This window comes from Bacillus cereus group sp. BfR-BA-01331 (assembly GCF_022663915.1).
Classification (GTDB): Bacteria; Bacillota; Bacilli; order Bacillales; family Bacillaceae_G; genus Bacillus_A; species Bacillus_A mycoides.
In genome coordinates, this window is sequence record NZ_JAKUGJ010000005.1 from 146,629 (window position 1) to 173,324 (window position 26,696).

A 26,696-nucleotide genomic window follows, 5' to 3' on the forward strand; every position below is an offset into this window, starting at 1 on the left:
CTTTTTAGTGTTGTTCTACTGGCTCGTTTGGAATCGCAGCTGCAATCGCTAATACTAATACCGCAAGAACAACTGAGAAAATAGACGCTTGGTTAAAATCGTATGTACCGCCAGTCATAGAGCCGATTACGTAGCTCATCATATGTACAAGCGCGAACGACCAAATTAATGCCCAAATGAAACGCATATTTTACACCTCTATTCGTTCAATCTGTCCTTATTGTAACACAATTGAAAAAAGAATATAGAAAAATATTTGTAGATTTTTCAACGCAAATTTGCATTCTGTTCATACATTATAAAAGAGTACTTTTATACGTTTAGAAAATAAGGCGGGAGAAAAATGAGTATTACGGAACGTTTTTTTTACTTAGAAAAAGAACCATGTGTAATTTATTTACCGGAAAAGCCAAATGGATTTTCTGTTATGCTCCTAGGAGATTATAACTATTTTATTGAGAATGGTACAAGTTTATGGACACAGCATGCAGGGAGAGCTTATTTTTTACAGGGCCTTATTGAAAAAGGCTATACGGTCTTTTCATCTAACTTATATGGAAGGCATTGGGGGAACGACCGAGCTGTTCGTCTTGCAAAACGTTTGTATGATGTCGTTCTAAGAAAAGAGACATTGAATGCGAAAATGCACATTATGGCAGATGGTATGGGAGCGCTTGTAGCGCTGGAGATGATGAACAAATACCCTGAATGTATACGTTCTGTCGTTATGTTAAATCCGTGTTTAGATTTACCAGAATATGTAGATTTTGAGAAAGAGCATAAGTTTTTTTACAAAAGATTAGTGAAGGAATTAAGTTTGGCGTATGATTCCAAAGAAGAAGAATTAGAATCAAAAATAAATCAGAAATCATTTGCGCTTCTGCCGTCTTGCGTACCTGTTAAAATTTTTGTCTCAACACAGGAAAAAAGAGGAAGAAAACAATTGTTACGTAAATACGAGAAAATGAGGCAATTCAATCAATGCGATACTTCTGTTTTATTCCATCTGCAAGATGTGAAATATAAAATGGTTAGACAAACGACTGATTTCTTTAAAAAATATGAAGAAGAATTGTGAAGCTCCCATATACATAAATGAGGAGCTATTTGTTTCAAGGGGAAAGGGTTGGTGGTATGAAACGCGTGCTGATTATAGGTGCACTTACGTTTGTAGGTTATCACCTTGTGAATAAAATGATTGCAGAAGAAGTAGAAGTATATGGTCTTGATTTTGATGAATTTGATAGTATGACAAAAATTAATGAAGAGAAATTATTGTTGATTGGGCGGAATGCGTTATTTACGTACTATTCTATAAGGGATGAAGACGGATGGCGATCGGTAGAGGAAGAGAGCTTCGATACAGTTTATTTTTGCTTGTATGAGCCGAATCAGCAAAGTGGATTTCGGAATGAAAGGGTCATATTACAATATTTAAAACGAATCGTAAGGATGTGTGAAAAAAATAAAGTAAAGTTAAATCTAATTTCTTCTATTGAAATAGGAAGCACTGAAGAATCCGAAAACAAACATCTATTTTCGAAAGTGGAAGAAGGGTTGAAAAAAGGCGAATTACAATATAGTGCATATCGAGTTCCTACATTATATGGGCCGTGGCAACCGTCGTTTATGATGTATCATCAGCTTATTTTATCAGAACTTGATGAAAAAGAGTGCCGTTGTATAAATGGAGAAAAAGGAAGGGATTTACTTTACGTTGAAGATGTATGTGAATATTTATGGGAAAATGGAATGAATGTAAAACACCTCGGTATATATAATTTACTTAGTGGAAAAGAAGAGTTATGGGAAAAAGGTATGAGTCTTTTACATGCAGATGATAAAGTAAATAACAAAAATGTGGAAGTAAGAGATGAAGCTGTAGAGGTTATTTCTATTCAAAAAAATACACCAGTAGAATTCGGTTTAAATAAACAATTGGCACATATGAAAAAATATAAAGAGTTATACGAAGGGTAGCACGCGTGTTACACTATTGTATGGATAATTGATTGAAAAGCTTTAATGGAGAGGAAGAGATTACATGAACGAAAAAAGTATGCAATTTTTACAAATCGCAATGAAGCATTTACCAGAAGCAAAGGCAATTTTAGATTCTAATGGAATTGCACTTGATATGGAGAAAGCACAGCCGGTGTTAGAGCTATTGATGAAAGTAATGGGCGAAGCATATGAGCTTGGGAAAGCGGATAAAGAATAAAAAACCTTCTTTTTGAGGGGGAGAGAGGCTCGAACCGTGGATAGAAGCGGTTGGGGCCTTTTTTGTTTCGAGCGGAGTGAAACCAGAGAGATGATGAGGCTAAAGGGGAAGGTTATGAGGAGAAGGTCTTAGTTTTGAAGGGAAAGCAGATAAAGAATAAAACCAACCCCTTCTTTTTTGATGGAAGAGAGGCTCGAGCCGTGGATAGAAGCGGTTGGGGCCTTTTTTTGTTTCGAGCGGAGTGAAACCAGAGAGATGCTCGAGCTGTGGATAGAAGCAGTAAGGTTTTTTTTGTTTCGAGCGGAGTAAGGTCAAAAGTATTGGGAAGTTTATCTTTTGAAAGGATAGGAATTTTTCTGTTTCTTTTAATGAAAAATAAAGTTCGTAATACGCTGTCTTATTTTTTTAGCTGAAATATATTCTAGACAAAAGTACATTTATGTTTTAAAATTAGTACCAAGTCATAATAATTGATATAAAACGGAGGGCTGCGATGTGAACGTGGGCATTTTAGGGATCGGAAGGTATGTGCCAGAAAAAGTAGTCACAAATCACGATTTAGAGAAAATCGTAGATACATCTGATGAATGGATTCGTACGAGAACGGGAATTGCAGAAAGACGCATTGCCGATGATACAATAGATACTTCATATATGGCGGTAGAGGCTTCTAAAAAAGCACTTGAAGATGCCGGGATTAGCGGAGAGGATATCGATCTTATTCTAGTGGCAACAGTAACGCCAGATCGCGCATTCCCAGCAGTAGCTTGTGTAATCCAAGAAGCAATTGGCGCAAAACACGCAGCCGCAATGGATTTAAGTGCAGCGTGTGCTGGCTTTATGTACGGAATGATTACAGCGCAGCAATTTATTCAAACGGGAACTTATAAAAATGTATTAGTAGTTGGTAGTGACAAACTATCTAAAATTGTAGACTGGAACGATCGAAATACAGCAGTACTATTTGGGGACGGAGCAGGTGCTATCGTAATGGGAGCTGTTTCGGAAGGGAAAGGTGTACTTTCCTTTGAATTAGGAGCGGACGGAAGTGGCGGTAAGCATCTTTATCAAGACGAGTATGTTATGATGAACGGCAGAGAAGTCTTTAAATTTGCTGTTCGCCAACTTGGTGATTCCTGTCTTCGCGTGTTAGAAAAAGCGGGACTTACGAAAGAGGATGTGGACTTCTTAGTACCACATCAAGCGAATATTCGTATTATGGAATCTGCAAGAGAAAGATTAAATTTACCGAAAGAAAAAATGAGTATGACAATTGAAAAGTTCGGTAATACATCGGCTTCTTCAATTCCAATTGCAATGGTAGAGGAATTGCAAAATGGACGTATTCAAGATGGTGATTTAATTATACTAGTCGGTTTTGGCGGCGGGTTAACATGGGGAGCAGTAGCTCTTCGTTGGGGTAAATAAGGACTGAGAGAAAAAAAGGAGTGTATTTTGTATGGAAAAAAAGAGGGTCGTAATTACAGGGCTAGGAGCTGTTACACCGATCGGAACAGATGTTGAAACAGCTTGGGAAAACATTAAAAACGGTGTATCCGGAATCGGACGACTTACAAGAATAGATTCAGAACAAATTCCTGCAAAAGTAGCAGCAGAAATTAACGACTTTGAAGTCGAAAAATATATAGATAAAAAAGAAGCGCGCCGTATGGACCGCTTTACGCAATATGCAGTAGCAGCAGCGAAAATGGCAGTTGCGGATGCGAAGCTTGAAATTACAGAAGAAAATGCACCACGCATTGGTGTATGGGTTGGTTCTGGTATTGGTGGTATGGAAACATACGAAGAACAATTTAAGATTTTTACTGAAAAAGGTCCGCGCCGCGTGAGTCCATTCTTCGTACCAATGATGATTCCAGATATGGCAGCAGGTCAAGTGTCAATCGCTACAGGAGCGAAAGGAATTAATACTTGCTCTGTAACAGCTTGTGCATCTGGAGCAAACTCAATTGGTGATGCGTTTAAAGTAATCCAGCGCGGTGATGCTGATGCGATGATAACAGGTGGAGCAGAAGCACCATTAACAAGTATGGCATTCGCTGGGTTTAGCTCAGCGAAAGCATTAACATTCAATGAAGATCCAGCAACGGCTTGCCGCCCATTCGATAAAAATCGTAGCGGTTTCGTAATGGGTGAAGGATCAGGAATTCTTATTCTTGAAGAATTAGAGCATGCGTTAGCGCGTGGTGCTCATATTTACGCGGAAATTGTCGGATATGGTGCAACTGGTGATGCATTCCATATTACAATGCCTGCTCCTGGTGGTGAAGGTGGAGTTCGTGCGATGCGTCAAGCTTTAGCTGATGCAGGTCTAGAGCCAGCAGATATTGATTACATTAATGCGCATGGTACAAGTACAGATGCAAATGAAAAGTATGAAACGATGGCAATTAAAGAAACGTTTGGTGAGCATGCATATAAAGTAGCAATTAGCTCGACGAAATCAATGACAGGTCACTTATTAGGAGCAGCTGGTGCTGTTGAAGCGATCTTCTCTATTAAATCAATCACAGACGGAGTAATTCCTCCGACGATTAACTATGAAACACCAGATCCAGAATGTGATTTAGATTACGTACCAAATACAGCGAGACATCAAGAAGTGCGAGCTGTATTAAGTAATTCATTAGGATTCGGTGGTCATAACGCAGTATTAGTATTTAAAGCATATAAATAATATGTACAATAAGGTGTCTTTTCGTAAAGTACTACGAAAAGACACCTTATTTATTTTTTATCACCTTTACGTTCCATTCTTTTTTGCATATACATAAGAAAAGGAGGGATGAAGGTGGGGGTTATTGAAACGGCAGAATGGTTACATCTGTATTATGGACGTCCAGAGAAGCTTTGTGAGAAATTTACAAAGTATATTCCATTGCCAAAAGAGAGACTGTATCGCTTTTTAATCTCTAAAGGTATGTATCGCCCAGTAATGCGGGGGGAGCAGGAAATTAAAGAGTTAGAGAAGAAAGAAATTTGGAAAGAACTTAGCATGGAGTATGAAAAATTGAAAGGTTGGCTAAAAGGTCCAGATGTCCCTATCTTTATTTTATTATCAGATTCATACAATCGAACTGTACAAGAGGAATATAACGGGAAGGCTGGCTTATCTATGCGTCACGTTATTTTCTTATTCGTATGTGGACGTAATTCAGTAGAGGAACTAAAAGCTTTATTAACACATGAATACCATCATATATGTAGGCTACATCAAATTGAGACGAAAGAAACAGAGTATACATTACTTGATACGATGATTATGGAAGGGTTAGCTGAGCAAGCTGTGTATGAAAGGTATACAGAAAAAAGATGTGCACCGTGGACTACTTACATTTCAAAAGAAGATGCTATTTATTATTGGAGGAATTCAATACAAGAACGAATAGGCGTAAAGAGAGGTACGAGGGAGCATGATGTTTTATTAAATGGACTGCACTCGTATCCGAAAATGCTTGGCTATGCACTTGGATTTCATATTGTGAAAGATTGTGTAGCATTTGAAGGAGAAAATACACTTTCTTTATTATCTATAGATGCGAAAGAAATATTGAATAAAGCAAATACATTTCATGTTTCATGAAAAACAGGGGAGCTATCTCCTGTTTTTTTAATATTATAGAAGAAAAAATAATAATTAGAATATATTTCCTCAAGTGGAATAAAGTTAAGCAAAACTGAACATAATGATTGGTACAAACAGTAGTGAAGTGAGGGGTAGTGAATGTTATATCTACATGATGTATGGGTAAATTGGTTTGAAGGTGAAGAGAATGGGTATAACGTTTGTCATTTTTACGAATGGCGGAAAGATGATACGATTGAGCTATTAGATCAAGTGCCATTATTAAAAGTAGATGCCACATTATATCATTACATCGAGAACGAATTATTAGAGCTTCCGCAAAAATTATTGGAAGACGTATATCATAAGGCTTATATTCGTAAAAATCACGAACGTTTGCAACAAGAATATTGTTTTGTAGTTACAGATGGAAAAGGAATTATTGCGATTGATTCAATCGGCTATAATGTGCCAATTAGAAAAAGTAGGCTTATACCGCGTCAAGAACAGATGGTATATGAGATGGTAGAGAATGTGCAAGCAGAAAAGTATGAGTTCCAAGTGGAAGAGATTGAAAAAGAACATCATATTTTATCGCCGTCGCCTTTCATTATGAACGGCCTAACTCGTAAAGAAAGACAGTTAAAACAATTATTATTTATGGCATTAGATCAATTACATACAACGAAAAATCCAGCTGAAATTCGCTATTGGTTCACAGAGTGGGATCCATCAGCGTACGGAATGGTCCAACATATGGAGTTTGAAGATGTTTGGGCTAAACTTTATGATGAAGCGAAAACTGGATGGTCTGAGAAGCACGAGCAATTATGTGAGCGCCTTGTAAAAGGACAGCCGTTTTTTGAAAAGTTATGGGAAATGGAAAATGAGCAGAAGGTAAATTAAAAAAACCGCCAATTGGCGGTTTTTTTTTATGGAGGTGACAAGAATGTTCGGTGGCTTCGCGCCTTCCTGCGAGGCAAAACCCGCCTCTACGTCAGGAGCTCCATCCCCCTCACATTCTAAGCGAGCCGCTTCCGCTTTATATGAAATCCAGCTCCAGCGGCAAGCTCTTCGTGTCTAAGAACCTTCCGCATAAGAAGGCAAAAAGCGCCTTTTATGCGAAAGAACCTTAGCCAGTCAGAGCTGAACGAGCCGCTTCCGCTTTTTGTGTTACCTACGTTTTCTACTTAATCCCATTGCGTTTTCTACTTTGCGTAGTTGTTTGAATGCAACGTGGTTCGCTTTTTCGGCACCTTTGTCTAGAATTTCGTCTAGTTCTGGGGAGTTGATTAGTTCGTTATATTTGTCTTGGATTGGACGAATTGCTTCTACGACTACTTGTGCTAGGTCGCCTTTGAAGTCTCCGTATCCTTTTCCTTCGTACATTGCTTCTATTTCTTCAACTGTTTTTCCAGAGAATGAAGAGTAGATTGTTAATAAGTTAGAGATTCCAGGTTTGTTTTCTTTATCAAATTTCACGATACCTTCAGAATCAGTTACAGCACTTTTAATTTTCTTTTCAATTGTTTTTGGTTCATCAAGCATACTGATCATTGCTTTTGGATTCGGATCAGATTTACTCATTTTTTTCGTAGGTTCTGTTAATGACATAACGCGAGCTCCTACTTTTGGAATACGAATTTCAGGAACAGTGAACACTTCACGGAAGCGTTTGTTGAAACGCTCTGCTAGGTCGCGTGTTAATTCCATATGTTGTTTTTGATCATCACCAACAGGTACGATTTCAGTGTTGTAAAGTAAAATATCAGCAGCCATTAATGGTGGATACGTTAGTAATCCAGCTGGAACTGAATCTCTACCAGAAGATTTATCTTTATATTGCGTCATACGCTCTAATTCTCCAACGTAAGCAACTGATTGCATAATCCATCCTAGTTGAGCGTGTGCTGGTACTTCTGATTGTACAAATAAAGTAGCTTTTTCAGGATCGATGCCACATGCTACATAAAGTGCAGCAAGACTGCGAATGTTTTTACGAAGTTGTACGGGATCTTGAGGTACTGTAATCGCATGTTGGTTTACAATACAGAAATAACAGTCGTGTTCATTTTGAAGCTCTGTAAATTGCTTCATAGCTCCTAAATAGTTTCCAAGTGTAATTGTTCCGCTTGGCTGAATACCAGAAAAGATAACTGACATAAGTAATTCCTCCTAAAATTGAATGTGCGATGGGGAAGAGAAGGCATACAAAAAAGCCCATTCATCCCAAATTACATAGGGACGAATGGACCGCGGTACCACCCTAATTATTTCACAGCTGTGAAATCTCTCAAGATCCATAATAACGTCTGGATATAACGCCAAAGCCTACTACTTTCGGTTCGGTTTGGTGCTCAAAAGCCCATTCCATACTGCGCAATTACTTGTTCACACCAGCCACAAGCTCTCTGAAATTGCCTCAATATGTACTCTTCTTTATCATCGCATACATATAAATTTATTTATTGTTACCTAAGCTCTTTTAATATGAAAGAACTAAAGTTTTATAACAAAATGTTTTGCTGATTATTATATCATATGGGATAGTGTTTGCAAACTACATCAAAATAGTAAAGCTAATGAGGATCGAGAACAACCCAAGTACGATACCGGTAATACAAATCGGATACGTCCATTTGAATGAATATGTTTTATAAATACGTTCTTTCTTATCGATAGGTTCCTCTGCTTCTTCAATTAAAGAGTCAATTTTTTTATTCGTACCAAATACTCTTTGGAATGCGTAAATTGTTACGTTAAAAAATCCGTTTTGAAATATGAATAAAAAACCACCTATAAGAATAAAAAACAATGCAATATAGAATGAGATGTTGACAAAATTCAACAAAAAATGAGATGAAACGAGGAATGCGCCCACACTAGAAGCGATTATCGCAGCCAAAAATAGTATACAAGTATGAAAAAAAACTTTATTCAAAATATTCCCCTCCGTCAAAATATTACTAGAATTATTATACTATAAAAGTTATAATAAGTAATATAAATAATTTTTTGAAAATTATACGCAATTGAGGTTCTAATTTCAAGATGATGGTAGCAATGTTAACGTATCCCTTTACAAAAAATTAAAAATATAAACATTTTATTAAAAATTTTAACAAAAAAACAAAAAACTATATTCACAATCGTCATATTATATGTATAATGAAAATTGTAGAAACTTGGAGATTATTCTTTCAATTCTGTTTTTCTACAAGTGAGGGTACAGGAAGTGCAATTAGGGGAGGCAACACAGCATGAAGAAAAAGATACCGCTATTGCTTGCATCGACGTTGACAGTAAGTGTGCTAGGAGCCTGTAGTTATCAAAAAGATGATAATAAGGCAAGCGCGAAAGGATCCAGTACTTCAAATAAGCAAGTATTGAATCTAACAGAAACTGCTGAAATACCAACAATGGATACGACGCTATCAACGGATGCAGCATCTTCTAACATCATGAATAACACAATGGAAGGATTGTATCGTCTGGGGAAAGACGATAAACTCGTTCCAGGAGTCGCTAAATCTTATGAGAAATCAGAAGATGGTAAAAAGTATGTATTTAAATTACGTGAAGATGCGAAATGGTCGAATGGTGAACCTGTAACAGCGAAAGACTTCGTTTATTCTTGGAGAAGAGCTGTTGATTCAAATACGGGTGCCAAATTTGCTTACATACTATTTGATGTGAAAAATGCAGAGAAAATTAATAAAAAAGAATTACCAGTTGAGGAACTTGGTGTAAAAGCAATTGATGATCACACACTTGAAGTGGAATTAGATAATCCTGTTCCTTATTTTGTAAGTCTAACAGTCTATCCAACATTTTATCCTTTGAATGAGAAGTTTGTAAAAGAACAAGGAACAAAATTTGGATTAGAATCCAATACGACACTTTATAATGGCCCATTCGTTTTAAATGAATGGAAACATGAACAAAGTTTCCACCTTAAGAAAAATCCAACGTATTGGGAAAATAAAGAAGTGAAGCTTGAGGAGATAAACTTCAATATTGTTAAGGATCGTTCAACTGCTATAAACTTATATGAAACGAAAGCGATTGATCGTGTAGTATTAACATCAGAATTTGTAGATAAATACAAATCAGATGCTGATTTTAAAACAATTAAGAGACCATCTACACAATTCATTCGTTTAAATGAAAAAAATAAATTTTTAGCAAATAAAAATATCCGAAAAGCAATTGCGATGTCCTTTGAACGTGAAAATATCGGGAAAGTTATCTTAAACGATGGTTCAGAAGGAATGTATGGTTTTGTTCCGAAGGGTTTGGCAAAAGGACCTAACGGAAAAGACTTCCGTGAAGAGAACGGAAAGCTTATAAAAGAGGATGTTAAAGAAGCTCAAAAATATTGGGAAGCTGGTAAAAAAGAACTTGGTGTAGACAAAGTAGAGTTAGAGTTATTAAACTTTGATACTGATGATGCCAAAAAAATCGGAGAGTATTTAAAAGGACAATTCGAAAAGAACTTACCAGGTTTAACAGTTTCAACAAAAATGCAGCCATTTGCACAAAAATTAAAACTTGAAGCAAGTGGAGATTATGCGATGTCATATGCGGGATGGAGTCCAGATTATATGGATCCAATGTCATTCCTTGAAATGTATACAACAGGTAATTCACAAAATAAAGTGAATTACGCAAATCCAGCTTATGATGAACTAATTAAGAAAGCCAAAACAGAAGTAGATGTACAAGCTCGTTGGGATGCTCTATTAAAAGCAGAACAACAACTGCTTGAAGATGCAGCGATTGCTCCAGTATATCAACCTGGAAAGGCATATTTACAACGTAGTTCAATTACAGGCCTATTAGAACATAAATATGGCGGAGAATTTAGCTATAAGTGGGTTGAACTCAAAAACTAAAAATGGTTTCCATCATGAATAAGGGTATATGCCTATGATGGGCATGTGCTCTTATTTTAAAAAAATAAAAGTAAGAATATTTCAAACTATCTTATTGCTTTTGAGAAAAACGGGGAGGTGCTTGACTATGGGACGTTATGTATTAAAACGTTTCGTGTACATGGCTTTGACATTATTTTTAATTACTACACTGACTTTCTTTTTGATGAAATTACTACCGGGTTCTCCGCTTAAAAACCAGGAGAAACTATCACCGGCACAAAAAGAAATCATTCTTGAAAAATATGGTTTAAATGATCCGGTACCAGTTCAATATGCGCGTTACTTAGGTAACTTAGCAAAAGGTGATTTAGGGGTATCATTCCAATATGATAACCGCCCAGTAACAGATATGATTGTGGATCGCATTGGACCATCAGCACAACTTGGTTTACAAGCGATTATATTAGGAACATTTATCGGTTTAATTTTAGGAATCGTTGCGGCGCTTCGTAACAATACGTGGGTCGATTATGGGGCGACAATTATTTCCGTACTCGGGATGTCGGTACCCTCATTCGTATTCGCCGCATTACTACAATATTTTGTAGGGGTAAAACTTGGTTGGTTCCCAGTAGCATTCTGGAAAGGACCGGAGTTTACAGTAATGCCTACAATTGCCTTATCGATGGCAGTTATCGCAACAATTGCACGTTTCGCTCGTGCAGAGTTAATTGAGGTTATGCAAGCAGACTACATTTTAACAGCGAAAGCGAAAGGAATTAGCCAAGGCGTTATCATTATCAAGCACGCACTGCGTAACGCATTAATTCCAGTTGTAACAATTTTAGGACCAATGGTTGCAGGATTAATTACAGGGACACTAGTTATTGAGCAAATTTACGCTGTACCTGGACTTGGGGAACAATTCGTTAAATCGATTACAGTGAATGACTATACAGTTATTATGGGAACTACAATTTTCTATAGTGCGATCTTCATCTTAGTAATTTTCATTGTCGATATTTTATACGGAATTATTGATCCTCGTATTCGTTTAGCGGGAGGGAAAAAATGATGAAAGATGTACAAAAATTATCTCCAGATTTATTTCAACAAGCCAATCAAAATAATGTTGATAATGAAGTCATTGCCCGTCCAAGCTTAACGTTTTGGCAAGATGTAAGAAGACGATTGTTCCAACATAAAGGAGCAATGTTTGGTTTCATTTTATTAGCGCTTATTATATTACTAGCAATTTTAGGACCGATGGTAAGTAAGCATTCTTATAAAGAGCAGGATTTAGGTCGTGCGAAAATGCCACCGAAAATTCCAGTGATTGAAAATGTTCATTGGCTACCATTTGACGGTACAGATCAATATGGTGTTGACCAATATGAAAAACGTGATATTAAAGAGTACTTCTGGTTTGGTACAGATGATCTTGGCCGTGATTTATGGACAAGAACATGGGAAGGTACACGAGTATCATTATATATCGCTCTTTTAGCAGCAGCGATTGACTTAGTAATTGGGGTTGCATACGGAGGTATTTCAGCCTTCTATGGCGGCAGAGTAGATAATATTATGCAACGTATTATGGAGATCATTAACGGTATTCCATACTTAATCATCGTTATTTTAATGGTAATCATTATGGGATCAGGTATTTGGTCAATTACACTTGCGATGGCAATTACAGGTTGGATAGGGATGTCGCGTATCGTTCGTGGACAGATCCTAAAATTAAAAAACCAAGAATATGTATTAGCATCTCGTACATTAGGGGCAACGAATACACAGTTAATTGTGAAGCACTTAATTCCGAACGTAATGGGACCAATTATCGTAATGACAATGTTTACAATTCCAACAGCGGTATTTGGTGAAGCATTCTTAAGCTTCATCGGACTAGGTATTCAGCCACCATTCGCATCACTTGGTTCTCTTGTAAATGATGGTTATAAATCAATTCAAACGTATCCACATATGATGTTCATCCCAGCGGTTGTCATCAGTATGTTAATCTTAGCATTCAACTTAATTGCAGACGGATTACGCGACGCGTTAGATCCAAAAATGCGTAAGTAAAAGAGGGGAGAAGTAAAAATGAAAACATTGCTAGAGGTAAAAGATTTGCAAGTCTCCTTTGATACACATGCAGGTGAAGTACAAGCTGTACGCGGTGTTACTTTTGATTTGAAAAAAGGAGAAACATTAGCGATTGTAGGAGAATCTGGTTCTGGTAAATCAGTTACTTCTAAAGCGTTAATGGGATTAATTCCGAATCCTCCAGGACGTATTAAAAACGGTGAGATCATATTTGAAGGTCGTGACTTAACGAAACTAACAGAAAAAGAAATGCAGCAAGTACGCGGTAAAGATATTGCGATGATTTTCCAAGATCCAATGACATCATTAAATCCAACGATGACTATTGGTAATCAGATTATGGAAGGTCTTATTAAACACCAAGGGATGAGTAAAGCAGATGCACGTAAAGTTGCTTTAGAATTAATCGACCTTGTAGGTATTCCGAATCCAGAAGCACGCTTAAAACAATATCCTCACCAATTCTCAGGTGGTATGAGACAACGTGTAGTTATTGCGATGGCGTTAGCTTGTAATCCGAAATTATTAATTGCCGATGAGCCGACAACAGCGCTAGACGTTACAATTCAGGCGCAAATTTTAGAACTTATGAAGGACATTCAGCAAAAAACAGAAGCAGCAATCATTTTCATTACGCATGACTTAGGTGTAGTGGCAAACGTTGCAGACCGAGTTGCGGTTATGTACGCTGGTAAAGTTGTTGAAATTGGAACTGTTGATGAAATTTTCTACAATCCAAAACATCCATACACATGGGGCTTAATCGCATCTATGCCAAGCTTAGATGGTGCAGAGGACGAGCTATATGCGATTCCAGGAACGCCTCCAGACTTATTAAAACCGCCAAAGGGTGATGCTTTTGCACCACGTAACCCGCAGGCGTTGAAAATTGATTTTGAAATGGACCCACCTTTATTTAAAGTAAGTGATACACATTATGCGGCAACTTGGTTACTTCACGAGCAAGCTCCAGAAGTAAAACCACCGGCAGTCGTTGAAAAACGCATTCTTCAAATGAAAGCAGGTGAACAACATGACTAAACAACGTGAGAAATTAATTGAAGTAAAAAATGTAAAGCAGCACTTCGACGTGAGTGGTGGTGTTGTCAAAGCGGTTAATGATATTTCATTTGATATTTACCGCGGAGAAACATTTGGTCTTGTAGGAGAATCAGGTTGTGGTAAATCGACAACTGGAAGAACGATTATTCGTTTATATGATGCAACTGCTGGTGAAGTGTTGTTCGATGGTGAAAATGTACATGGTAAAAAATCACGTGCAGAGCTGAAGAAGTTCAACCGTAAAATGCAAATGATTTTCCAAGATCCATATGCATCATTAAATCCTCGTATGACAGTAGGGGATATTATCGCAGAAGGTATTGATATTCACGGACTAGCAAAAGGCAAAAAAGAGCGTATGGACCGTGTTCATGAATTATTAAATACAGTTGGTTTAAATAAAGAGCACGCAAACCGTTTCCCGCATGAATTCTCAGGCGGACAACGTCAACGTATCGGTATCGCTCGTGCGCTAGCTGTAGAACCTGAATTTATCATTGCTGATGAACCAATCTCAGCACTTGACGTATCGATTCAGGCGCAAGTTGTAAACTTACTGAAACAGTTACAAAGAGAAAAAGGTTTAACATACTTATTCATCGCCCATGATTTATCAATGGTAAAATACATTAGTGATCGCATTGGTGTAATGTACCGTGGTCAAATCGTTGAGTTGACAACAAGTGAAGAGTTATATGCGAATCCAATGCATCCATATACAAAATCACTACTATCTGCAATTCCGCTTCCAGATCCAGATTATGAGCGCAATCGTAAACGTATCGTATACGATCCATCTCAACATCAATATGGTGAGGAAGCACCAACAATGCGTGAAATTCGCCCAGGACATTTTGTATTATGTTCTGAAGCAGAGTATAAGAAATATAAAGAAATCTATCAATAATAAAGTAGAGCCATTCTTCTATTAAAGAAGGATGGCTCTATTTTTTTATACTAATTAAACTTAATTTAGTATAAAGAGATTTTATCCAAGTTCTTTTTCTGTTTAAAGACAGCAAATTAAGAGTTTCCAAGAATGAAGAAAAGGCGACTGAAATCCAGCCGCCTTTTTCTTCATTTAGAAACACTTTTATTTTACTGCGCCTGAACAGAAACACTCTCATCTTGCTCATTTGGTTTAACAAGTGCATAATTTTCCCACGATCTACTTCTCCAGCGGAAGAACATAATAATTGCTCGCGTCCATTCGTCGATAGCAATCGCTAGCCAAATACCAACGAGCCCCATGTCTAAATGGAAGGCGAAAAAGTAACCGAGTGGTAAGCTCATTAACACCATGGAGAATGCGCCGATTAAAACAGGATATTTTGCATCGCCAGCTGCACGAAGTGAATTAATGATGACGATGTTCATCGTCCGTCCTGTTTCAAGTAGTACACTTAGTAAAAGAACGCTTGCCCCTAGAGCGATAATATGAGGATTATCCGTAAATAGTCCCATTAATTGTGTGCGGAATGTAACAACGAGCATGACCATAAATAAAGTTACACCAATCGCCCATTGTACACTTTTCCATACGCGTGTGTAAGCTTCATCCTTTTCATTTCCGCCAACTAGGCGTCCAACGATAATAGCTGTTCCCATACCGATAGCAATGGCGAATAAATAAGTGAACATGGAAATGTTAGTAGCGTATTGTCTTGCAGCTAACGATTCCGTACCTAAGTATGTTGCGTAATATAAGAAGACAATTTGACAAGCTTGATACATGACCTGTTCGAATGCAGATGGAATGCCAATCTTCAAAATTTTGCCAACGTATTCTTTTGATAAAGTGAAGTAATATTGTAATTTCACACGGTATTCCATAACGCGGTACAGTAACCAGAAGAAAACGATAAGTGCGATTAACCGGCTGACAGCGGAAGAAATCGCGGCTCCTTGCACACCAAGTTCAGGGAAACCGAATTTCCCGAAAATAAGTACGTAGTTTCCGGCGATATGAATGATATTCATTCCAAGCGAAACAAACATTGCTTGCTTTGTAAAGCCGTGAACGCGGATAATTGCGGCTAATGAGTTAATAATAGCTTGAAGGAAAATAGCTCCTCCGACGATGGATAGATAGCTTTGTGCATACGTTAGTACATCGCCTTGTAAATTCATTGCCATCATCATATGTTTTGAAAATAAAAGAAAACCAGCGCTTATAATGAGTCCGACCACTAAATTTAATGTGACGGCTAATGCTGATATTTTTGATGCTTCCATAAAGCGTTTAGAACCGAGGTATTGGGATACAACGATAGCTGCACCATTCCCTATGACTTCTAGTACTAAAATCGCGATATGAAGGTATTGATTCGCTGCACCAACCCCAGATACAGCATCGTCTGATAATGCACTTAACATGAAAGTATCAGCGATCCCCATCAGCATAAAAAGAAAAACTTCTAGAAAAATAGGCCATGTTAATAAGAATAAACTTAATTTCTCTGTTGGCCCGTTTTTTGAGCGAATTGCTGTCATGTCCGTCCCCTCTTTACCGATATCTATTTTTAGCAAAGTGTATCGTAACACACTTTCATATCCTTTGCACTTATTTTAGCCTACATATTTTCAATATGAATAAACCTTCATTTTATGACAAAAAAGGAGGAATAATTATGCGTAAGATATTATAGAATATAAAATTTATTTTTCTCTGATAATTTAGAAAAGTATAAAAATGGTCATTTTTAACACTTTAGTTCAATAAAAACGCAGTGTGAAACGTTTACAAAGGCACGTGGTGTTAACAGAAAATTTTAATAAAATAGAAATATAAATATACAAAGAATATATTTATGTGTATAATATGAATTATTAGAACATATATATATTTCTTTCTGTTTGAAAATGAAAGGGCTAACATTTTTTTTGGAGGGTGGAAGTATGAAAAAAAAGATACCAGTTTTTGTAGCATCAACAGTAGCAATGAGCATGATTTTAGGGGCATGTGGCTACCAAAAAGATGAACCGCAAGCGAACGCAAAAGGGGATAGCGGGAAAAGCGGTGCGAAGCAAGTTATTAACTTAATTGAAACACAAGAAATTCCAACGATGGACCCAGCGTTATCAGCTGATGCAGTTTCTTCAAAAGTAATGAACAATACGATGGAAGGCCTATACCGCCTTGGGAAAGACGATAAATTAGTTCCAGGTGTAGCGAAGGAATTCCAAAAGTCAGAAGATGGTAAAAAGTATACATTTAAATTACGTGAAGATGCAAAATGGTCAAATGGTGAACCTGTAACGGCGAAAGATTTCGTGTATGCATGGCAAAGAGCAATTAATCCAGATACAGCTGCGAAATCGGCGTACATTATGTACGATATAAAAAATGCTGAGAAAATTAATAAAAAAGAGATGAGTCCAGACCAATTAGGTGTAAAAGCGATTGATGATCATACGCTAGAAGTAGAATTAGATAATTCTATTCCATATCTTGTTGATTTAATGGTCTATCCGATCTTCTATCCTGTTAATGAAAAGTATGTGAAAGAGCAAGGGACGAAGTTTGGTTTAGAAGCAAATACAACACTTTATAACGGACCATTTACATTAAGTGATTGGCAACATGAACGTAGCTTCAAAATGACAAAGAGCTCATCATATTGGGACAATAAAGAAGTGAAGCTTGAGGAAGTGAACTTTAATATTGTAAAAGATACGTCTACGCCAATTAATTTATATGAAACAAACGCAGTCGATCGAGCGACGTTATTAGCAGAGTTCATCGATAAATATAAAGGAAAACCAGATTTCAAAACGGTAGAAGATACATCTGTATTCTTCCTTCGCTTAAATCAAAAAGACCCAGCTTTAGCAAATAAAAATATTCGTAAAGCAATTTCTCTTGGTTTTGACCGTAAACCATTCGTTGATACATTATTAAATAACGGTTCTAAGCCAGCGACGGGATTAATTCCTGACAATTTCATTAAAGGACCGGATAAAAAAGATTTCCGTGTTGAAAATGGAGATATTGTAAAACCAAATGTAAAAGAAGCGAAAAAGTATTGGGAAGCTGGTAAAAAAGAGCTTGGTAAAAACGAAATTGAATTAGAGCTATTAAATGAAGACGTTGAATTATCGAAGAAAACTGGTGAATATTTAAAAGGTGAGTTAGAAAAGAATTTACCAGGTTTAACAGTGAAAATTAAACAACAACCATTCGCGCAAAAACTAAAATTAGAAGATGCGGGCGACTTTGTAATGTCATTCTCTGGATGGAGTGCAGACTTCCCAGATCCAGTTACATATCTTGATATGTTCGTAACTGATGGGGCACAAAATAAAATGAAGTATTCTAATCCGAAGTACGATGAGATTATTATGAAAGCGAAGAAAGATGGAAGCGACGTAAATACTCGTTGGAAAAACTTACTTGAAGCAGAAAAAATGTTACTTGATGACGCTGCGATTGTTCCAGTATATCAACGTGGTAGAGCATATTTACAAAGAGAAACAATTAAAGATATGTACAACCATAAGTATGGCGGGGAAGTAAGCTTCAAATGGGCATCAGTAGGAAAATAACAAAAAAAAGCAGGTGATTACCTGCTTTTTTTAGTACGTACGTTTTTTATAAATGCCTTTTCCGCCAACTTGGTTCCAGCCAGATTGTACATCTAAACTTTTGTTAACAAACTTCATTTTTTCTTTCCCACCAAAGAGTTTTTCACCGATGCTATTTGTAATGACACCAATCAATGCTGTTATTCCGATGATGAGGGTAGCAACAATGATAAAATCAGTAAAAAAAGCGATCATATGCAAATTCCCCCTTTGTCTGTCTGTATTTTTATTGTATGAGATAAATGGTAAAAAAGAAAGAAATGTCAGAAAAATATTCGATTTACTTTAGAAAGCATATAGACATGAGCGGAGAGATTTGTTGAAATAAGAACAAATGTTCCTTTTGTTTCTAACCTTTAGAGTCTTACATTTCTCAATTGTTTTGTCGGGAAAAGGTAAGAAAACGCTCTCTTTTTAATGGGGAAGATTATGAAACTGTAATTGTATATCAAGTGAAGATTATTGTAGAAAGTAAGTATCAAAAGGGTTGAAGACCGTTGTTAAAGGACAGTTTTACTCAGTATAATCATGTTGCATAGCAGTGGAGTACACGGAGAAATTTTCTCAACTAGCAGTAAATTCACTGTATATTTCTTGCAAAAACTATTGTATAATGATTATAGAAGTTACTTATTAAAAGTAATTATTGTTGCTTACATGAATTGCGATTTTTTACTTTGCTATAAGACAAGTTATCGCGAAAAATTGCGGAAGTTAGAAATTTAAACTGTAATTAGTACAGAATTTGTACTCTTTAAGGAGAGTGAGCTTTGTATGGTAACATTATATAGTTCTCCAAGCTGTACGTCTTGTAGAAAGGCGAAATTATGGCTAGAGGAAAATCATATTCCTTATACAGAACGTAATATTTTCTCAGATCCATTAACGATTGATGAGATTAAAGAGATTTTACGTATGACAGAAAGCGGAACGGATGAGATTATTTCTACTCGTTCAAAAGTTTTCCAAGAATTGAATGTGAACTTAGAGTCTTTACCACTTCAAGATTTATATAAGATGATTCGTGATTATCCAGGTATTTTACGTCGTCCAATTATGATTGACGAAAAACGCCTTCAAGTAGGTTACAACGAAGATGAAATCCGTCGTTTCTTACCACGTACAGTAAGAACGTTCCAATTACGTGAAGCACAGCGTCTTGTAAATTAATTATAATAATATGAAAACCTTCTACCTATTATAGAGTAGAAGGTTTTTTTTTACTGTTTAACATTACGTAATCGCACTTGTTGAACGATAAAGCCTATGCATAAAATGGTGAAAATGAACAAATAAGGGATACTTGTGGCAAAACTAGGATTATGATGAAAAAACGTTGCAAGTCTGTCTTCGTGTGTAATCATTTTTCCTGCTGTATAGGCGAGAACTGCTGCTCCGCAATAAATGAGAAATGGAAAGCGTTCCATGAGTATTAAAATAAGTTTGCTTCCCCAAATGATAATCGGGATAGAAATGAATAAACCGATAATTACGAGTGAAAGTCTTCCGTGAGCTGCTCCTGCAATGGCAATAACATTGTCAAACCCCATAACGAGATCCGCGAATACAATTGTACGCACAGCTTGGAATAAAGTCGTTTTTCCTTTGATAGAAGAAAGGTCGTTGTTATTATCAGTGAGTAAATTGACCGCAATTAATGTGAGTAAAATTCCGCCGGTGAGTTGTAAAAATGGGATATCAAGTAAATAGACAGCTAGTATCGTGAGGAGAATTCGTAGCACAATTGCTAACATAGTACCAATCAAAATGGCTTTATTTCGTTTTGCTTCAGGTAAATTTCGGCTAGCTAGTGCGATGACAATTGCGTTATCGCCACCTAGTACAACATCGATACCGACAATCATTAGTACAGATGTTAAAAACTCTAAGTCCATTCGTCTGCCTCCATTTATGATGTTTTAATAAGCGAAATATATGTATGTGGTGAAGAAAGTTTGTCTAGTTTTGATCCCGCGCGCCTGGGGAAAAAATAATCACCTCTAATAGAAGTTTCACTTTATTACAGTGTACGAGGGAATATGGGAATGTATGTCCAAATTTTTTGCGAGCAGTGAATTGGTATAATGGTATATTTATTCCGATTAGTGCGAGCTAATAATCAGTGGAGGATGAAAAAAATACTGATTATTGTTTCACTTTATGTAAAAAGTCGAATACAGATAGGTATATAACTATTTTTGTAAAATAAATCGATTTTATTTCCCTTCTGGAGAATCTTATCATAAAATGAGAGTACAAGAATCTATTGTTTTGTCATATGAGTGGGGAATCCCTTCATAACAATTCTAAGCAGGAAGGGAGCGTTGTATTTTGGAGATTGAAAGAATTAATGACCATACGATGAAATTTTTTATTACGTACATTGATATAGAGGACAGAGGGTTTAATCGTGAAGAAATTTGGTATGATCGCGAACGAAGTGAAGAGCTCTTTTGGGAGATGATGGACGAAGCTCGTGATCATGATGATTTCTTTATCGATGGGCCGTTATGGATCCAAGTGCAAGCAGTCGATAAAGGGATTGAAGTACTTGTAACGAAAGCCGAGCTTTCAAAGGATGGACAAAAGCTGGAATTACCAATAGGTGTAGACAAAATTATAGACATTCCTCTAGATGAAGGCATCGAATCATTATTCCAGCAAGAATTAGTGGAAGAGGTAGAAGAACAAGTAGGAACAAACTTTAATGAAGATGGTACGTTTGGCTTTTTAATTAAGTTTAATGATTTTGAAGATGTTATTTCATTAAGTCATCGTCTTATCTTTGAAGATATAAAAGATGAATTACATTCATTTGAGGACCGCTATTATGTATATGTGGAATTCGATGAAGTGCTACATGATGAAGAAGAGATTGATCGTATTTTAAGTATTGTTTTAGAATATGGAGAAGAATCTACTTTAACGATTCACCGTGTAAGTGAGTATGGGAAACAGGTTGTGAAAGAGCGTGCGCTTGAGACAATTCGCAACAATTTCCCTCCTAAAACGTAGGCCGATTTCTATAGTATGAAATCGGCTTTTTTTATGAAGAATAGGAAGGCTTTCTTATTAGGGGGGAAGAGATGAAAAATACACTAAAACTACTTTTCTTTTTTCTACTACTGTTCGCATTATTTGTTTCATTACGCATGTTTATTGATGTAGCATTTTATTCGGATGTCATGGGGATAAAGGATGTTTCGATTTTAGGTATTATTAGTATTTTATTTACGGTTTCCGCATTTTTAATTGGATGTGTTATTTTCTTAGAAAATCGCCATCCGTCAAAAACACTTACGTGGTTAATCGTACTAGGTATTTTTCCAGTGTTCGGTTTCTTTGCTTATCTTTTATTTGGACAAAACTTTCGCAGAAAAAGAATGTTCCAAAAGAAGGCATTACTCGATGAACAGGCGTTTTTACAATATAAGGGACACGAAGATTACGAAGAACGGATTTTACGAAATCATAAGCATCAAGAATTGTTATTTCGTTTAGCAGATCGATTGGGTGCTTTAAATATTTCATTTCAAACTGAAACGAGGACATTAACAAATGGAGACGAAACGTTTCAGGCAATTTTAGATGGGTTAAATCGAGCGAAACACCACATTCATATGGAGTATTACATTGTACGTGATGACAAGCTCGGTACAGAAATTAAAGATATTTTAATAAAAAAATCAAAAGAAGGCGTTGTCGTTCGTTTTTTATACGACGCGGTTGGAAGCTTTAAATTATCAAATTCGTATATTGCAGAATTGAATGATGCAGGAGTAGAAATGATTCCATTTTTCCCTGTGCGCTTTCCAATTTTAAACGATAAAATTAATTATCGAAACCACCGAAAAATCGTTATTATAGATGGAAATGAGGGGTTTGTAGGTGGATTAAATATTGGTGATGAGTATTTAGGGAAGGATAAATATTTCGGTTTTTGGCGAGACACGCATTTATATTTACGCGGTGAAGCAGTTCAAAGTTTACAGCTAATTTTCCTTCAAGACTGGTTTTATATGACTGGTGAGGCGGTATTAGCACCTGAATATTTACAAGCGGAAGCAGTTGAGGGTGATCATTGGGGCGGAGTCCAACTTGTTGGAGGTGGACCGGATAATAAATGGGAAACAATTAAACATTTATATTTTGCAATGATTGCTTCAGCTAGGAAATCGATTTGGATTGCAACACCATACTTTATTCCAGATGATGATATTTTATCTGCATTAAAAGTAGCTGCACTTGCTGGTATCGATGTTCGTTTGTTAATGCCAAGTAAGCCAGATAAGCGGACTGTCTTTTATGCATCAAGATCGTACTTTCCGGAGTTATTAGATGCAGGAGTAAAAATATATGAATATGAAAAAGGGTTTCTTCATAGTAAAGTTGTCATCGTGGATTCTGATCTCGCATCAATTGGGACAGCTAATATGGATATGAGAAGTTTTCATTTAAACTTTGAAGTAAATGCCTTTTTATATGATACAGGTAGCATTAGAAAGCTCGTTCAAGATTTTAAAGACGATTTAGAAGAATCCAGTGAAATTCATGTTGACCGATTTCATAAGAGACGTCTTCATAGGCGGATTGTTGAATCGACGTACCGGTTATTATCACCTTTATTATAGAAAGAGATGTCCTAATTTAGGACATCTCTTTTTTTGAGAGGAATTTGTAGTAAATTGTAGAATACAAGAAGTTGAAAGGGTGTGATGGTGATGTTTATTGCAAGGAGAGAAAACGGAGAGAAAATTCATCTATTATATAATCGGGATGAAGAACGTTTACGCGAAATGCGTAAACGAGAAAAATTCTTTTGTACAGCTTGCGGAAAAGAAGTGCAAATGAAATTAGGAAAACAAAAGAGCTGGCATTTTGCTCATAAGAAAGTGGATTCATGTCTTACCTTTTATGAAGCAGAATCTATGTATCATATGCACGGTAAAGAATTGTTATATAGATGGTTGAAACGTCAAAATTTTCATGTGGATATAGAGCATTACCTTCCAAAAATCCAGCAAAGACCAGATGTTTTCGTAGAGAGAGCAGGTAGGGAAATTGCGATTGAATATCAATGCGCCAATCTCTCCATAGAACAGCTTTCTAAACGAACATACTCGTATTGGCAAGCTGGTATACAGGTCATCTGGATCATTGGTGGAAATCAATTAAAAAAGCAATCTGCATATTGGATGAAATTTTCCTCACTTCTGGCTTTCTCCTTACAATCTTATCCCCAGCCATTTCTTATTTTCTTCTGTCCGAAACAAAAATCATTTATGAAATGCGCCTTTATCACTCCGTTTTCTACAAACGTCTCTTTCTCACATACTATTTATTTACCAACTGATACGACTACTGTTGACATGCTCTTTTCCCCCGTTCCTTTCCAAAAAGAGGTATTAGGACAAGAATGGAAGAGAAAAAAGAACCATTTTCGGCAAAACGCTCTATCTATCTGGAATTATAATCATAAGTCACTACTCCGCCTCTTATATCAATATAAATGTACCCCAGCGAGTTTTCCTTCTGAAATCGGTGTTCCGCTCCCATCCGCGTTTGCTTTTCAAACAAATCCATTTATATGGCAAGCTTCTCTTTATATGAAGTGTATAGGTATGCTTAAGGTAGGGGAGTATATTTCTCTGCAATACGCATGTAACTATGTAGCAAAATATACGAAGAGGCGTCTACTTCCGTATTTTGCACAACATATATGGAAGGTAGCAGTTGCGGAGTATATGACATTTTTATGTTATACAGGTGTATTAATAAAAATAGGTAGTAATAAGTATCGAAAAATAAGAGATGTTGTGTTGGTAAAAACAGAGGGAGAAATTATGAAATATGATGAAATTGGCTTAGCGCACGCACTATCTCTATTTGAGACAAAGTTCAACATGAGAGAAGAAAAAGGGGATATAATAAAGAATGAACGTGAAGGAATTACATAAGAAAAACAGAATTGTACTTAAGTAGAGATATTTAAAGGAGGGCTTACAGAATGTCTGAACAAAATAAAGCAAAAACATTACCAGATCGCAATGAGATTGAAGAAGCAAGCACATGGCGATTAGAAGATATTTTCCAAACAGATGCAGAATGGGAAAAAGAATTCCAAGCTATTAAAGAGCTATTGCCAAAGTTAACTGAATTTAAAGGGAAGCTTGGCGACTCTGCAGACAATTTGCTTGAGGCATTGCAATATGAAGATGAAATTTCAATGCGATTAGGTAAGCTATATACATATGCACATATGCGTTACGATCAAGATACAACAAACTCTGTGTATCAAGCACTGAATGATCGCGCAACAAATTTATACTCACAAGTATCTAGTAGCACAGCGTATATCGTACCTGAAATTTTATCTATTTCAGAAGATACATTGCAAACATTCTTACAAGAAAATCGAGAACTAAGTGTATATGAGCATGCATTAGAAGAAATTACACGTCAACGCCCGCACGTATTATCTGAGGCAGAGGAAGCGTTATTAGCAGAAGCATCTGAAGTGATGAGTGCATCAAGTAATACATTCGGTATGTTGAATAATGCGGATTTGAAATTCCCATCTATTAAAGGTGAGGATGGAGAAGAGGTAGAAATAACACATGGCCGTTACATTCAGTTTTTAGAAAGTGATGATCGTCGTGTTCGCGAAGATGCATTCAAAGCTGTATTTGAAACGTATGGGAAATTTAAGAACACATTTGCAAGTACGTTAAGCGGGGCAGTGAAACGTAATAATTTCAATGCACGTATTCGTAAATATGACTCTGCTCGCCAAGCAGCATTAAGCAATAATAATATTCCTGAAGCAGTATACGATCAACTCGTTGAAACGGTAAATGACAACTTACATTTATTACACCGTTACATTGATATTCGTAAGCGTGCACTAGGACTTGATGAGCTTCATATGTACGATTTATATACACCACTTGTACAAGAAGTGAAAATGAATGTGAAGTATGAAGAAGCGCAAGAAATGTTATTGAAGTCTTTAAATGTACTTGGTGATGAATATGTTGAAATTTTAAAAGAAGCATATGAAAATCGCTGGGTAGATGTGTACGAGAATAAAGGCAAACGAAGCGGAGCGTATTCATCTGGTGCATACGGAACAAATCCGTATATTTTAATGAACTGGCATGATAATGTAAATAATTTATATACACTTGCTCATGAGTTTGGTCATTCGGTGCATAGTTATTACACAAGAAAGACACAGCCACACGTATACGGTGATTATTCAATCTTCGTTGCAGAAGTGGCATCAACTTGTAATGAAGCACTTCTAAATGATTATTTATTAAAAACGACAGAAGATAAGAAAGAGCGTCTATATTTATTAAATCACTATTTAGAAGGATTCCGTGGTACTGTATTCCGTCAAACAATGTTTGCAGAGTTCGAGCATATCATTCATAAGAAAGTACAAGAAGGACATGCTGTTACGCCAGATATGTTAACGGAGATCTACTACGATTTAAATAAGAAATATTTCGGGGACGCTTTAGTAATCGATAAAGAAATCGGTTTAGAATGGTCTCGTATTCCGCACTTCTATTACAACTATTACGTATATCAATACGCAACAGGATTTAGTGCAGCGACAGCTTTGTCAAAACAAATTTTAGAAGAGGGACAACCAGCAGTAGAACGTTACATTAACGAATTCTTAAAAGCTGGAAGCTCTGATTACCCAATTGAAGTGTTGAAAAAAGCAGGAGTAGATATGGCATCACCAGAACCTGTAAAAGAAGCATTACAAGTATTTGAAGAGAAGTTAAATGAATTAGAAGCGCTATTGTTTGAAGAGAAGTAATGAGAAAAGACGAGGGATTTTATCCTCGTCTTTTTTGTTTGAAACATTTTCTCAAAAGTACATAATGTCGATATTTGTCGAATTATTAAGGTGATTTTCTTTACTTTTTCTATATTAGAAGGAATTTTCATGACTTATTTTTGTAGTTAAAATCCTTTAAATCGTTTTCTATAGTTGAAATAAGAGACAGCGATGACGATAACGCCGAATAAAAGAGGGAAGGCAATAATTTTAGGAAAAGCTTGTAGTAGAGAAAGGATGTACAAGAAAAAAGAAACAATGAAAGCTAGAAAAATTAGAGCGATATGAGACTTTTTCATTAATAAAACCTCCTAAATGTTCTTTTTTATAGCTTATTCAAAAATGAAAACGTTTAGAATGTGACAAAAATGTGAAATTCGACAAAAGGGGTTGTCATCTGAC

At 36.4% G+C, this 26,696-nt stretch carries 25 protein-coding genes and 1 other annotated feature; of the genes, 18 read left to right on the plus strand and 7 right to left on the minus strand.

Annotated elements, in window-relative coordinates; translation table 11 throughout:
* Positions 1-4 precede the first annotated feature (4 nt).
* Positions 5-187: a YjzD family protein gene (locus MR155_RS11565; RefSeq protein WP_001211111.1), complete on the minus strand. Its 183-nt coding sequence runs from the start codon at positions 185-187 to the stop codon at positions 5-7.
* 156 nt (positions 188-343) lie between these two features.
* On the opposite strand from MR155_RS11565, the gene MR155_RS11570 reads away from it, so the two are divergent.
* From MR155_RS11570 to MR155_RS11600, 7 genes are all read left to right on the plus strand, one after another.
* Positions 344-1,078 carry a lipase family protein gene (locus MR155_RS11570; RefSeq protein ID WP_113937671.1) on the plus strand — a complete coding sequence of 245 codons (735 nt, stop codon included), beginning with the start codon at positions 344-346 and terminating at the stop codon, positions 1,076-1,078.
* 29 nt (positions 1,079-1,107) lie between these two features.
* Entirely contained in the window at positions 1,108-1,980 is an 873-nt protein-coding gene (locus tag MR155_RS11575) for an NAD-dependent epimerase/dehydratase family protein (RefSeq protein ID WP_242309833.1), read from the plus strand.
* 64 nt (positions 1,981-2,044) lie between these two features.
* Entirely contained in the window at positions 2,045-2,221 is a 177-nt protein-coding gene (locus MR155_RS11580; RefSeq protein ID WP_002011319.1) for a ComZ family protein, read from the plus strand.
* Between the two features lie 495 nt (positions 2,222-2,716).
* Complete coding sequence (fabH, locus tag MR155_RS11585; RefSeq protein ID WP_001100550.1) at positions 2,717-3,649, plus strand: beta-ketoacyl-ACP synthase III; 933 nt, start codon at positions 2,717-2,719, stop codon at positions 3,647-3,649.
* A gap of 31 nt (positions 3,650-3,680) precedes the next feature.
* On the plus strand, positions 3,681-4,919 hold the full coding sequence (fabF, locus tag MR155_RS11590) for a beta-ketoacyl-ACP synthase II (RefSeq protein ID WP_242309834.1): 1,239 nt from the start codon (positions 3,681-3,683) through the stop codon (positions 4,917-4,919).
* A gap of 114 nt (positions 4,920-5,033) precedes the next feature.
* Positions 5,034-5,825 (plus strand): DUF2268 domain-containing putative Zn-dependent protease, encoded by a 792-nt coding sequence (locus MR155_RS11595; protein WP_113937674.1) that lies wholly within the window; start codon positions 5,034-5,036, stop codon positions 5,823-5,825.
* Between the two features lie 141 nt (positions 5,826-5,966).
* Positions 5,967-6,713, plus strand: coding sequence for a YjbA family protein (locus tag MR155_RS11600; RefSeq protein WP_002030367.1), 747 nt, complete (start codon positions 5,967-5,969; stop codon positions 6,711-6,713).
* Positions 6,714-6,980: 267 nt separating this feature from the next.
* On the opposite strand, the gene trpS is transcribed toward MR155_RS11600, so the two are convergent.
* A complete protein-coding gene (gene trpS / locus MR155_RS11605; RefSeq protein ID WP_002011330.1) occupies positions 6,981-7,970 on the minus strand; it encodes a tryptophan--tRNA ligase in 990 nt (329 codons plus the stop codon).
* A gap of 74 nt (positions 7,971-8,044) precedes the next feature.
* Positions 8,045-8,262: a binding site (T-box leader), on the minus strand.
* A 105-nt stretch (positions 8,263-8,367) separates the two neighbouring features.
* Positions 8,368-8,748: a DUF3899 domain-containing protein gene (locus MR155_RS11610; protein ID WP_242309835.1), complete on the minus strand. Its 381-nt coding sequence runs from the start codon at positions 8,746-8,748 to the stop codon at positions 8,368-8,370.
* A gap of 319 nt (positions 8,749-9,067) precedes the next feature.
* On the opposite strand from MR155_RS11610, the gene MR155_RS11615 reads away from it, so the two are divergent.
* The 5 genes from MR155_RS11615 to MR155_RS11635 all read left to right on the plus strand — a co-directional run bounded on the left by MR155_RS11615 (position 9,068) and on the right by MR155_RS11635 (position 14,762).
* Positions 9,068-10,702 carry a peptide ABC transporter substrate-binding protein gene (locus MR155_RS11615; protein ID WP_070141279.1) on the plus strand — a complete coding sequence of 545 codons (1,635 nt, stop codon included), beginning with the start codon at positions 9,068-9,070 and terminating at the stop codon, positions 10,700-10,702.
* Between the two features lie 127 nt (positions 10,703-10,829).
* Positions 10,830-11,759 carry an oligopeptide ABC transporter permease gene (gene opp3b, locus MR155_RS11620; protein WP_000534165.1) on the plus strand — a complete coding sequence of 310 codons (930 nt, stop codon included), beginning with the start codon at positions 10,830-10,832 and terminating at the stop codon, positions 11,757-11,759.
* The gene (opp3C, locus tag MR155_RS11625; protein WP_098635452.1) at positions 11,756-12,772 is read left to right on the plus strand and encodes an oligopeptide ABC transporter permease; all 1,017 of its coding nucleotides are present in this window, start codon (positions 11,756-11,758) and stop codon (positions 12,770-12,772) included. The genes opp3b and opp3C overlap by 4 nt, the downstream gene beginning before the upstream one ends.
* Before the next feature lie 18 nt (positions 12,773-12,790).
* Complete coding sequence (locus MR155_RS11630; protein WP_012260547.1) at positions 12,791-13,834, plus strand: ABC transporter ATP-binding protein; 1,044 nt, start codon at positions 12,791-12,793, stop codon at positions 13,832-13,834.
* Positions 13,827-14,762: an ABC transporter ATP-binding protein gene (locus MR155_RS11635; RefSeq protein ID WP_002086978.1), complete on the plus strand. Its 936-nt coding sequence runs from the start codon at positions 13,827-13,829 to the stop codon at positions 14,760-14,762. Before MR155_RS11630 ends, MR155_RS11635 begins: the two co-directional genes overlap by 8 nt.
* A 191-nt stretch (positions 14,763-14,953) precedes the next feature.
* Here the strand turns inward: MR155_RS11635 and MR155_RS11640 are convergent, their stop codons facing one another.
* On the minus strand, positions 14,954-16,399 hold the full coding sequence (locus MR155_RS11640) for an MATE family efflux transporter (protein WP_002166144.1): 1,446 nt from the start codon (positions 16,397-16,399) through the stop codon (positions 14,954-14,956).
* 354 nt (positions 16,400-16,753) lie between these two features.
* Between MR155_RS11640 and MR155_RS11645 the strand changes: the two genes are divergently transcribed.
* Positions 16,754-18,400 (plus strand): peptide ABC transporter substrate-binding protein, encoded by a 1,647-nt coding sequence (locus MR155_RS11645; protein ID WP_242309838.1) that lies wholly within the window; start codon positions 16,754-16,756, stop codon positions 18,398-18,400.
* A gap of 30 nt (positions 18,401-18,430) precedes the next feature.
* Here the strand turns inward: MR155_RS11645 and MR155_RS11650 are convergent, their stop codons facing one another.
* Positions 18,431-18,634 carry a hypothetical protein gene (locus MR155_RS11650; protein WP_000559981.1) on the minus strand — a complete coding sequence of 68 codons (204 nt, stop codon included), beginning with the start codon at positions 18,632-18,634 and terminating at the stop codon, positions 18,431-18,433.
* Positions 18,635-19,213: 579 nt separating this feature from the next.
* Between MR155_RS11650 and spx the strand changes: the two genes are divergently transcribed.
* Positions 19,214-19,609, plus strand: a complete 396-nt coding sequence (gene spx, locus MR155_RS11655) for a transcriptional regulator Spx (RefSeq protein ID WP_002011348.1) — start codon at positions 19,214-19,216, stop codon at positions 19,607-19,609.
* A gap of 50 nt (positions 19,610-19,659) precedes the next feature.
* On the opposite strand, the gene MR155_RS11660 is transcribed toward spx, so the two are convergent.
* Complete coding sequence (locus MR155_RS11660; protein WP_002011349.1) at positions 19,660-20,334, minus strand: TerC family protein; 675 nt, start codon at positions 20,332-20,334, stop codon at positions 19,660-19,662.
* Between the two features lie 436 nt (positions 20,335-20,770).
* Here MR155_RS11660 and mecA point away from each other — a divergent pair, with 436 nt between their 5' ends.
* The 4 genes from mecA to pepF all read left to right on the plus strand — a co-directional run bounded on the left by mecA (position 20,771) and on the right by pepF (position 26,273).
* Entirely contained in the window at positions 20,771-21,454 is a 684-nt protein-coding gene (gene mecA, locus MR155_RS11665) for an adaptor protein MecA (RefSeq protein ID WP_242309839.1), read from the plus strand.
* Positions 21,455-21,525: 71 nt separating this feature from the next.
* The gene (locus tag MR155_RS11670; protein ID WP_113937681.1) at positions 21,526-23,070 is read left to right on the plus strand and encodes a cardiolipin synthase; all 1,545 of its coding nucleotides are present in this window, start codon (positions 21,526-21,528) and stop codon (positions 23,068-23,070) included.
* A 90-nt stretch (positions 23,071-23,160) separates the two neighbouring features.
* Complete coding sequence (locus tag MR155_RS11675; RefSeq protein ID WP_242309841.1) at positions 23,161-24,396, plus strand: competence protein CoiA; 1,236 nt, start codon at positions 23,161-23,163, stop codon at positions 24,394-24,396.
* A 50-nt stretch (positions 24,397-24,446) separates the two neighbouring features.
* Positions 24,447-26,273: an oligoendopeptidase F gene (gene pepF, locus MR155_RS11680; protein WP_002064257.1), complete on the plus strand. Its 1,827-nt coding sequence runs from the start codon at positions 24,447-24,449 to the stop codon at positions 26,271-26,273.
* Between the two features lie 146 nt (positions 26,274-26,419).
* Here the strand turns inward: pepF and MR155_RS11685 are convergent, their stop codons facing one another.
* On the minus strand, positions 26,420-26,593 hold the full coding sequence (locus MR155_RS11685; RefSeq protein ID WP_002086970.1) for a hypothetical protein: 174 nt from the start codon (positions 26,591-26,593) through the stop codon (positions 26,420-26,422).
* Positions 26,594-26,696 lie beyond the last annotated feature (103 nt).